The organism is Streptomyces sp. DvalAA-14, from assembly GCF_900091855.1.
GTDB lineage: Bacteria > Actinomycetota > Actinomycetes > Streptomycetales > Streptomycetaceae > Actinacidiphila.
Genome location: NZ_FMCH01000408.1, coordinates 1 through 9,235 on the forward strand (window position 1 = coordinate 1; position 9,235 = coordinate 9,235).

Sequence of the window (9,235 nt, forward strand, 5' to 3'; positions counted from 1 at the left end):
GCGGGCACGGCAGACACCCGGCCGCACACCGCCCCGGGCCGCCCGCCCAGTTCCCCGCGCCCCTCCGGGGCACCGTCCGCCGCACCGGGGCCTTGGGCCCGCGTCAGTCGCCCACGCCGTGCCGTACCGCCCACAGCGCTGCCTGGGTGCGGTCGGCGAGGTCGAGCTTCATCAGGATGTTCGACACGTGGGTCTTGACGGTCTTCTCCGACAACACCAGGGCGCGGGCGATCTCCCGGTTGGAGCGGCCGTCGGTGATCAGGGTGAGTACTTCGCGTTCGCGTTCGGTGAGCGCGTTGCCGCGGCCGTTGCCGGTGGGGTGCTCCTGGGAGAGCAGGACGCCGGCCACTTCGGGCTGGAGCAGGACGTGTCCGGCGTGCACCGAGCGGATCGCATCGGCCAGGGCCACCGGGTCGACGTCCTTGTACACGTATCCGGCGGCGCCGGCCCGCAGCGCGGGCACCACCGTGCGCTGTTCGGTGAAGCTGGTCACGATCAGCACCCGGGCCGGGTTTCCGGCGTCGCGCAGCAGCCGTAGTGCCTCGATGCCGTCGGTGCCGGGCATCTTGACGTCCATCAGGATGACGTCGGGGCGCAGTTCGCCCGCGCGGGCCACCCCTTCGTCGCCGTCGGCCGCCTCGCCGACGACCTCGATGTCGCCCTGGACCTCCAGGAAGGTGCGCAGGCCGCGGCGGACCACCTGGTGGTCGTCGACGAGCAGGACGCGGATCGCGCGGCCCGCGGCGGCCGGCGTTTTCGCCGCGGGCCGCGCCGCGCCTTGTTCCCGCTGGTCAGCCACCGGGCACCTCCATCTCGATGACGGTGCCCCTGCCGGGCTCCGATTGCACGGTGAGCCGGCCGCCCACGCCGTCGGCGCGGTCCCGCATCGAGACCAGGCCGAGGTGGCGGCCGGCCCGGCGGACCGCGGACGGGTCGAAGCCGCGGCCGTCGTCCCGGATGGTCAGCCGGGCGCCTTTGCCGCGGCCTTCGAGCAGGACGGCGACGGCGCCGGCCCGGGCGTGCCGCAGCGCGTTGTGCATCGCCTCCTGGGCGACCCGCAGCAGCGCCTCCTCCTGGGCGGCCGGCAGGGCGCGTACCCCGGCGGCGTGGAAGGTGACGCCGGCGGAGTGCACCCGGTCCAGGACACGGGTCTCGGTACGCAGGGTGGCGATGAGGCCGTCCTCGTCCAGACCGGCCGGACGCAGTTCGACCACGACGGCCCGCAGTTCGTCGGCGGCCTCGGCGGCCAGCGCCGCGACCTGCTGGATCTCGTTCTTGGCGCGGGCCGGGTCGCTGTCCACGAGGGCGGCGGCGGCCTGCGCGGTCAGCCGCAGCGAGAACAGCTTCTGGGAGACCGCGTCATGCAGCTCGTGGGCGATCCGGCTCCGCTCCCCCGTCAGGGTCAGCTCGCGGCTGCGCTCGTAGAGCCGGGCGTTGGTCAGCGCGATCGCGGCGTGGTCGGCGAGGATGCGCAGCAGGTCCTCGTCGTCCTGGGTGAAGCCCCCACCGCAGCCCGCCGGCCCCGCGTACCGCTTGTTGGCGAGGAAGACCGCGCCGAGGGTCTCGTCGTCGTCGAGGATCGGCATGCCGATGAAGTCCTTCATCACCGGGTGGGCGCGGGGCCAGCCGGCGAAGCTCTCGAAGGCCCGGACATCGGTCAGGCGCTGCGGCGCGGCCTCGTGCAGCATGGCGGCCAGGACCCCGTGCTGGCGGGGCAGCGGGCCGATGGCCTTCCACTGCTCCTCGCTGACGCCGTCGACCACGAACTGGGCGAAGCCGCCGTGGTCGTCGGGCACGCCGAGCGCGGCGTACTCGGCATCGAGCAGCTCCCGGGCGGAGGCGACGATGGTCTGCAGGACCTCGCGCACGTCCAGCCTGCGGTTCATCGCCAGCAGCGCGGCACTGACCGCTTCGATTCCGCCCCTGGGCGTCCGGCTGGACATGTTCCCCACGGTACCGGCGCGGCTCGGCGCCGGGATGCGACGAGCGGACGGCCCGCGCTCGGCCGTGCGGCCTAGGCCCAACTGACCGCCTCCGCTGCGGCGGCCGGCCGAGGCGCCGGGCGCGGGCCCGTTCCTACGGTGGGGCCGGCGGGTCCGGTCCGGGCCGGCCGGACGACGGTACGGGAGGACGGGATCATGCCGGTGGCGATCATCACGGGGGCGTCGCGGGGACTGGGACAGGCACTGGCTGCCGAGCTGGCGGGGCGCGGCTGGGACCTCGTGCTCGACGGGCGGAACGCCGGGGCACTGCGGTCGGCGGCGGCCGGGCTGACCCGGGAAGCGCGGTCCCCGCAGTCCGCACCGGGACGGATCAGGGCGGTGCCGGGCGATGTCACCGACGCCGGGCACCGCGCGGAGCTGGTGGCGGCGGCGCTGTCGCTCGGCGGGGTGGATCTGCTGGTGAACAACGCCAGCGCGCTCGGCGCGGAGCCGCTGGTGGCGCTGGCCGAGCTGCCGGAGGCTGGGCTGCGCCAGGCGCTGGAGACCAATGTGATCGCGCCGTTCGCGCTGATCCGGGCGGCGCTGCCGGCACTGCGGGCGGCCGGCGGGGCGGTGGTGAACGTCAGCTCGGACGCGGCGGTGGCGGCGTATGCCACCTGGGGTGGTTACGGCGCCAGCAAGGCCGCGCTCGATCACATGTCGGCGGTGCTGGCCGAGGAGGAGCCGCGGGTCAGGGTGTGGTGGGTGGATCCGGGCGAGCTGCGGACCGAGCTGTACGCGGAGGCGGTGCCGGACGACGCGGGCTTCGCGGACCGGCTGCCGCCGGGCGAGGTGGCGCCGGCGTTCGCCCGGCTGCTGGACGACAGGGCACCCAGCGGCCGGTACACGGCCGCCGCGCTGCGGGCGGCGCGATGACCGCGGTGGTCGCATGCGCGACGTGCGACAGGGAGGCCGCCCGGGTCGGTACGGCCGGGCTGGCCGGACTGCGGGTGCCGCCGGAGCTGCTGGCGAGCGGGCCGCCGCCGCGCCGGGACGCGGTGCGGCTGCTGGTCGGCCGGGGCGGGCACGGCGCCGACGGTGACGGCGACGGCGAGGTGACGCACCATGCGTTCCGGGAGCTGCCGGGGCTGCTGCGGGCCGGTGACGTGCTGGTGGTGAACACCTCGCGCACGCTGCCGGCGGCGGTGGACGGCCGGCTGGCCGGTGAGCCGGTGGTGGTGCACTGCTCGACCCGCCGGGACGACGGCCGCTGGGTGGTGGAGATCCGCAGTCCGGACGGCCGCGGCTCGACAGTGCGCAGGGCCGGGCCGCCGGCCGGCGCGGTGGTGGAGCTGGCCGGCGGCGCCCGGCTGGCGCTGGACGGGCCGCTGGACCCGGCCGGGGACCGGCTGTGGGTGGCCACGCCCTCGGTGCCCGACCTGCTGCCGGTGCTGTACCGCCACGGGCGGCCGATCCGCTACTCCTACACGGAGCGGGACCAGCCGCTGGCGGCGTACCAGACCGTTTTCTCGGCGCTCCCGGCGCTCCCGGGCTTCCCGGGCTTCCCGGCCGCGGCGCCCGACGGGGCCGGTTCGGCGGAGATGCCGAGCGCCGGCCGGCCCTTCACCGCGGCGCTGGTGGCCGAGCTGATCGGTCGCGGGATACGGATCGCGCCGATCGTGCTGCACACGGGGGTGGCGTCGGCCGAGGCGCACGAGCCGCCCTACGCGGAGCGGTACGCGGTGCCCGCCGGTACCGCGCGGGAGGTGAACGCGGCGCGGGCGGCCGGCCGCCGGGTGGTGGCGGTCGGGACCACGGCGGTCCGGGCGCTGGAGTCGGCGGCGGACGGACGCGGCGTGGTGACGGCGGCCGGCGGCTGGACGGAGCTGGTGATCACCCCGGAACGCGGGGTGCGCGCCGTGGACGGCCTGCTGACCGGGCTGCACGAGCCGGAGGCCTCGCACCTGCTGATGCTCAGGGCGCTGACCGGGGATCTCCTGCTGGAGCGGGTGTACGCGGAGGCGCTGCGCGGACGCTACCTCTGGCATGAATTCGGGGACGTCAATCTGCTGCTCAAATAAGCGTCACATAAAGCACCCCCTCGATCACCATGGGCGATCGGGGGGGTGCCGCCGTGTGACCTCACCTATAGGACGTGCGTCACATACTAGGCGGCCTAGTAAGCACGGCCCCAGGAAAATCAGCGAAAACCGCGGAACTCCATGCGGATGATCAGCGGGCTACGAATGCAATTCGTAGCCGAGATCATTGACCCCCGATTTCGGACCCTTTAAGAATTCTCAGGTCCGCAACCGGAAGAGGTAATCGAGCATGCAGCTCCCCACGATCCCGAAGATCGGTCCACTGTCCAAGAAGCGCAAGATCACGGTCGCCGGTGCCGGTGCCGCCGCCGCGGCCGCGGTGGTTCTGACGGTCACCGGTCTCCAGGCGACCGGTGGGTCCGCGGTCGCCGTCGGTGACCCGGCCGGGGTCTCCGCGACCACCGGTCACCAGGTGAAGAACCTGGACGCCAAGACCGACTCGGCCGCCCAGCGCGCCCTGGCCGACCACGCCACCGCGCAGAAGAAGGCCGGCGCGAAGAAGGCTCCCGCCACCGCGGCGAAGCCCGCGCAGCCGAAGGCCGGGACGAAGAAGACTTCCGCTCCGGCTCCGGCGAAGAAGGCCGCGCCCCACGCGGCTCCGGCCAAGAAGGCCGCCCCGGCTGCCGCCGGGCCCGCTGCCAAGCCCGCGACCACCTCGCACCGCGTGCTGGTCAAGGCGGCCCCCAAGGCGCCGGTCAAGGCCGTCAAGCCCGTCAAGCCCGTCGCCAGGGCGGCCGTGAAGCCGGTGGCCAAGCCTGCTGTCGAGGCCGTCGTCAAGCCGGTCGCCAAGCCGGTCGTCAAGGCCCCCGCCCCGGCGCCGGCCAAGCCGATCGCCGTGGCGCCCGCGGCCGTGACGTACCCCAACACCCTGGACGGCTGGATCAGGCAGTCGCTGGCGATCATGCACGAGAAGGGTATTCCGGGGAGCTACAACGGCATTTACCGGAACATCATCCGTGAGTCGAGCGGAAATCCCAACGCGATCAACCTGTGGGACATCAACGCCCAGAACGGCATTCCCTCCAAGGGCCTGCTCCAGGTGATCCCGCCGACCTTCCAGGAGTACCACGTGGCCGGCACGTCGTGGAACATCTACGACCCGGTCGCCAACATCACCGCCGCGTGCAACTACGCCGCCGCCCGGTACGGCTCGATGGACAACGTGTACTCCGCGTACTGAGTCGGCCCGTTCGATCCGGTGCGAACAACAAAGGGCGGTGGGACTGCGAAGTCCCACCGCCCTTTCGGCTGCCCGCGGTTACTTCCGCATGACTTCGGGCTCGTGCCGGCGCAGCAACCGCGAGACGACGATGCCGCAGACGAGGCCGATCGCCAGCAGCACCGCCATGTCGAGGATCCAGGCGCCCGCGGTGTGGTTCCACAGGACGTCGGGGTTGCCGGGGTCCCAGGGCATGATGTGGTTGAGGTCGGCCGTGGCCCCCAGCGCGCCCACCGACCAGCGGGCCGGCATCAGCCAGGCGAACTGCTCGATGCCGGGTGAGCCGTAGAGCTGGAACAGCACGCCGGTGAACACCACCTGCACGATGGCGAACATGACCAGCAGCGGCATCGTCTTCTCCGCGGTCTTCACCAGCGAGGAGATGATCAGGCCGAACATCATCGAGGTGAAGCCGAGGCCGATGATCGCCAGGGTCATCTCGATGGCCGGCTGGCCGGGCACGATGACGCCCTCGGCGGGCAACTGGCGCGGGGCGAAGCCGATGCCGCAGATGATCGCGCCCTGCAGGGCGGTGATCAGGCCGAGCACGATGACCTTGGACATCAGGTACGCCGAACGGGACAGGCCGGTGGCCCGCTCCCGTTCGTAGATCACCCGCTCCTTGATCAGCTCCCGGACCGAGTTGGCCGCCCCGGAGAAGCAGGCGCCCACCGCCAGGATGAGCAGAATGGTGCCGGCGTCCTTGTTGATCCCGTGCGCCTTGACCGGACCGGGGCCGAGGCCGCTCTGCGCCGGGATGACGATGCTGACCACGCCGAGCACCGCGGGCAGGATGAACATCAGCGCGATGAAGCCGCGGTCCGAGGCGATCACCGACAGGTAGCGGCGGATCAGGGTGAACAGCTGCGCCGTCCACCCGGTGGGTTTGGGCGGCTTGGCGACCTGGTGCGGGATGGCCGGGGCCGCCTGCGGGGCGGCGACATCGAGTTCGGCCGCGTACAGCTGGTAGTGCTGCGAACCGCGCCAGCGGCCGCCCCAGTCGTAGTCGCGGTAGTTCTCGAAGGCGGAGAAGACGTCCGCCCAGGTCTCGTAGCCGAAGAAGGTGAGCGCCTCGTCCGGTGGGCCGAAGTAGGCGACCGAGCCGCCCGGTGCCATCACCAGCAGTTTGTCGCACAGGGCGAGTTCGGCCACCGAGTGGGTGACCACCAGCACGGTGCGGCCGTCGTCGGCCAGGCCGCGCAGCAGCTTCATCACGTCGCGGTCCATGCCCGGGTCGAGGCCGGAGGTCGGCTCGTCCAGGAAGATCAGCGACGGCTTGGTGAGCAGTTCCAGCGCGACCGAGACCCGTTTGCGCTGGCCGCCCGACAGCGAGGTGATGCGCTTGTCCGCGTGGATGTCGAGCTTCAGCTCGCCCAGCACCTCGTTGATCCGCGCCTCACGCTCGGCCGGCGCGGTGTCGCCCGGGAAACGCAGTTTGGCCGCGTACCGCAGCGCGGTCTTGACCTGGAGTTCCTTGTGCAGGATGTCGTCCTGCGGGACGAGGCCGATGCGCTGGCGCAGTTCGGCGAACTGCTTGTAGAGGTCGCGGTTGTCGTAGAGCACCGAGCCCTCGTCGGCCGGACGGTAGCCGGTCAGCGCGCGCAGCAGGGTGGACTTGCCGGAGCCGGACGGGCCGATCACCCCGATCAGCGACTTCTCCGGCACCCCGAAGGAGACGTCCTTGAGAATCGTCTTGGTGGTCTTGCCCTGCGGCACGGTCACCGACAGCCGGCGGGCGGAGAAGGAGACCTCACCGGTGTCGACGAACTCCTCCAGCCGGTCGCCGACCAGCCGGAAGGTGGAGTGGCCGACACCGACGATGTCGTTGGGACCGAGCAGATGGCGCTGGACCGGCTGGCCGTTGACATAGGTCCCGTTGTGGCTGCCGAGATCCACGATCTCGTAGCGGCCGTCGGGGTGTGCGCGGAACTCCGCGTGGTAGCGGGAGACCTGGAGGTCGGAGACGACCAGGTCGTTCTCCCGCGCGCGGCCGATCTTCATCACCCGGCCCAGGGCGAGTTGGTGGAAGGTTGTCGGGTTGCGGCCGCGGTCCCCGAAGCCCGGCGCGCCACCGGCCGGCGGCTGCGCCTGCGGGGTCGGGGGTTGCGCCTGGCCCTGCCCCTGCGCCGGGATCTGCGGGCTGCCGCCGGGGGCCGGTGCCGGGCGGCCCCAACCGCCCTGCTGCGGCTGGACGGGTGCGGGCGCCGCCGACCGCGGTACCGCCTGCGCCGGGGCGCCTTCGGCCGACTGGCCCGCCGACTGCACGGCCGGCTGCGGGGCCGCGTCCCCGCGGAATTCCAGCCGGGGCCCGTCGGCGGCGTTGCCGAGGTGGACGGCGGTGCCCGGTCCCACGTCCGTGCGCTGGACCCGGCGGCCCTGGAGGAAGGTTCCGTTGGTGCTGCCGAGGTCCTCGATCACCCAACTCCGCCCGTCGCGGCGGACGGTGGCGTGCCGCCAGGACACCCGCGCGTCGTCGAGGACCACATCTCCCCGGGGGTCGCGCCCCAGGCTGTACGACCGGGACGCGTCGAGCGTCCAGGTTCTTCCGCTGCATTCGAGTACGAGTTCAGGCACCCCAAGCCCCATGTGTTGTCCCCCGAGTAGTCCCGCTGTGGGGAGTGTAGGGACAGCCGACATCGGGAGGAACTGCCGCAGGACCCGGTCTCGTAACAGAACGCCGCCCCGTGTACGCGTTCGGTCTCAGGCCGTTGACGGCTCGCGTCGAACACCCCGACAGTTGGTGACACTTGCGGGCGTTGAGGGGTCGACGACCTCGGGGGGTCGAAATGGGTGCACGCGGTACGCCCTGGTTCAGAGTGTTGTTCGGCGCGCTGGCGGCGGTGAGTTGGGCGTTCGCCGGAATGATCGGCGCCGCGGCGCTGGGACTTCATCTGCTCGGCGCCGACGCGTCGGGCTCGCTGGGCCCGATGACGGCGGCGGTGGTCGCGATGGCGGTCGGCGGGAAGGTGCGGCCGAGCGGCGACGTCGGCGTGTTCGGGCTGACCGGGTCCCAGACGCACGCGGCGCTGGGCATCGCGCCGCTCGGCGTCGCCCTGGTGGGCGCGCTGCTGCTGGCCTGGGTGTTTCTACGGTCCCTGCGCAGGGCCGGAGTTGTCGTCGCGCCGGCCGAACTGGCCGCGCGGGTCGCGGCGACGGCGGCGCTGTTCCTGGCGCTGGTGGGCGGGCTGGCGTGGGCGGGACAGGACACGGTGGCCATCGACGCGGGCTCGGTCGGACCGCCGCGCGGGGCCACCGACGATCTGCTGGGCAAGCTGCCCGGCATCGGCAAGATCAGCGGCGGCCTGGCCGACGGGCTGCAGAACATCGTCCGGACCGACGCGTCGGTGACCTTCCATGTGGACACCGCCCGGACCCTGTTCGGCGCCCTGGTGTGGGTCCTGGCGGTGCTGCTCGTCGCGCTGCTCACCTCCCGCCGCGCGCCGCTGCCGCCCGGCTGGGACGCGGTGCACCGGGTGGTCCGGCCGGCCGCGTCGGCGGTGCGCACGGTGACGCTGGTGGCGGTGCTGGCCGGATTCGCCGCGGCGCTCTACGCGGCGCTCACCGGCGACGAACCGGGCCGGATCATGGGAGCGGCGCTGCTCGGGACGCCCAACGGGGTGTGGCTCGCGATCCCGCTGGGCCTGTTCGTGCCCTGGAAGGGCACCGCGTCGGGTCCGCTGGCCTCGCTGCTGCCCGACCCGGTGGACCGCTTCCTGGCCGGGCACGGCGGCGCCACCATCACCCCCGGGGGACTCGCCCAGCTCGACGGGCGGGTGTGGCTGCTACCGGTCGCGACGGCGCTGATGATGCTGCTCGCCGGGGCGCTGACCGCGACCCGCACACCGGTGGCCGGCACCCCGGCGCGCTGGGTCGCCGCCTGCGCGGTGCGGCTCGGCATCGTCACGGCGGTGACGCTGCCGCTGCTGGTCGCGCTGACCCGGGTGAAGGTGAACGCGAACCTGTCCGTCTTCGGCTTCGACGCGGTCGGCGCG

7 protein-coding genes are annotated in these 9,235 nt (G+C 73.0%); 4 read left to right on the forward strand and 3 right to left on the reverse strand.

Annotated elements, in window-relative coordinates; translation table 11 throughout:
* Window positions 1-103 precede the first annotated feature (103 nt).
* Complete coding sequence (locus GA0115240_RS21485; protein ID WP_093738671.1) at window positions 104-730, reverse strand: response regulator; 627 nt, start codon at window positions 728-730, stop codon at window positions 104-106.
* A 61-nt stretch (window positions 731-791) separates the two neighbouring features.
* Window positions 792-1,943: a GAF domain-containing sensor histidine kinase gene (locus tag GA0115240_RS21490; protein ID WP_093738659.1), complete on the reverse strand. Its 1,152-nt coding sequence runs from the start codon at window positions 1,941-1,943 to the stop codon at window positions 792-794.
* Window positions 1,944-2,138: 195 nt separating this feature from the next.
* On the opposite strand from GA0115240_RS21490, the gene GA0115240_RS21495 reads away from it, so the two are divergent.
* The 3 genes from GA0115240_RS21495 (at window position 2,139) to GA0115240_RS21505 (ending at window position 5,204) form a co-directional block, all read left to right on the forward strand.
* Window positions 2,139-2,858 carry an SDR family NAD(P)-dependent oxidoreductase gene (locus GA0115240_RS21495; protein WP_093738661.1) on the forward strand — a complete coding sequence of 240 codons (720 nt, stop codon included), beginning with the start codon at window positions 2,139-2,141 and terminating at the stop codon, window positions 2,856-2,858.
* On the forward strand, window positions 2,855-4,003 hold the full coding sequence (locus GA0115240_RS21500) for an S-adenosylmethionine:tRNA ribosyltransferase-isomerase (RefSeq protein ID WP_093738663.1): 1,149 nt from the start codon (window positions 2,855-2,857) through the stop codon (window positions 4,001-4,003). Before GA0115240_RS21495 ends, GA0115240_RS21500 begins: the two co-directional genes overlap by 4 nt.
* A 250-nt stretch (window positions 4,004-4,253) precedes the next feature.
* Entirely contained in the window at window positions 4,254-5,204 is a 951-nt protein-coding gene (locus tag GA0115240_RS21505) for a transglycosylase SLT domain-containing protein (RefSeq protein WP_093738665.1), read from the forward strand.
* Between the two features lie 78 nt (window positions 5,205-5,282).
* Here the strand turns inward: GA0115240_RS21505 and GA0115240_RS21510 are convergent, their stop codons facing one another.
* A complete protein-coding gene (locus GA0115240_RS21510; protein WP_093738667.1) occupies window positions 5,283-7,829 on the reverse strand; it encodes an FHA domain-containing protein in 2,547 nt (848 codons plus the stop codon).
* Between the two features lie 200 nt (window positions 7,830-8,029).
* Between GA0115240_RS21510 and GA0115240_RS21515 the strand changes: the two genes are divergently transcribed.
* Window positions 8,030-9,235, forward strand: a 1,206-nt coding sequence (locus GA0115240_RS21515) for a streptophobe family protein (protein WP_141708919.1), incomplete at its 3' end; no start/stop codon positions are given.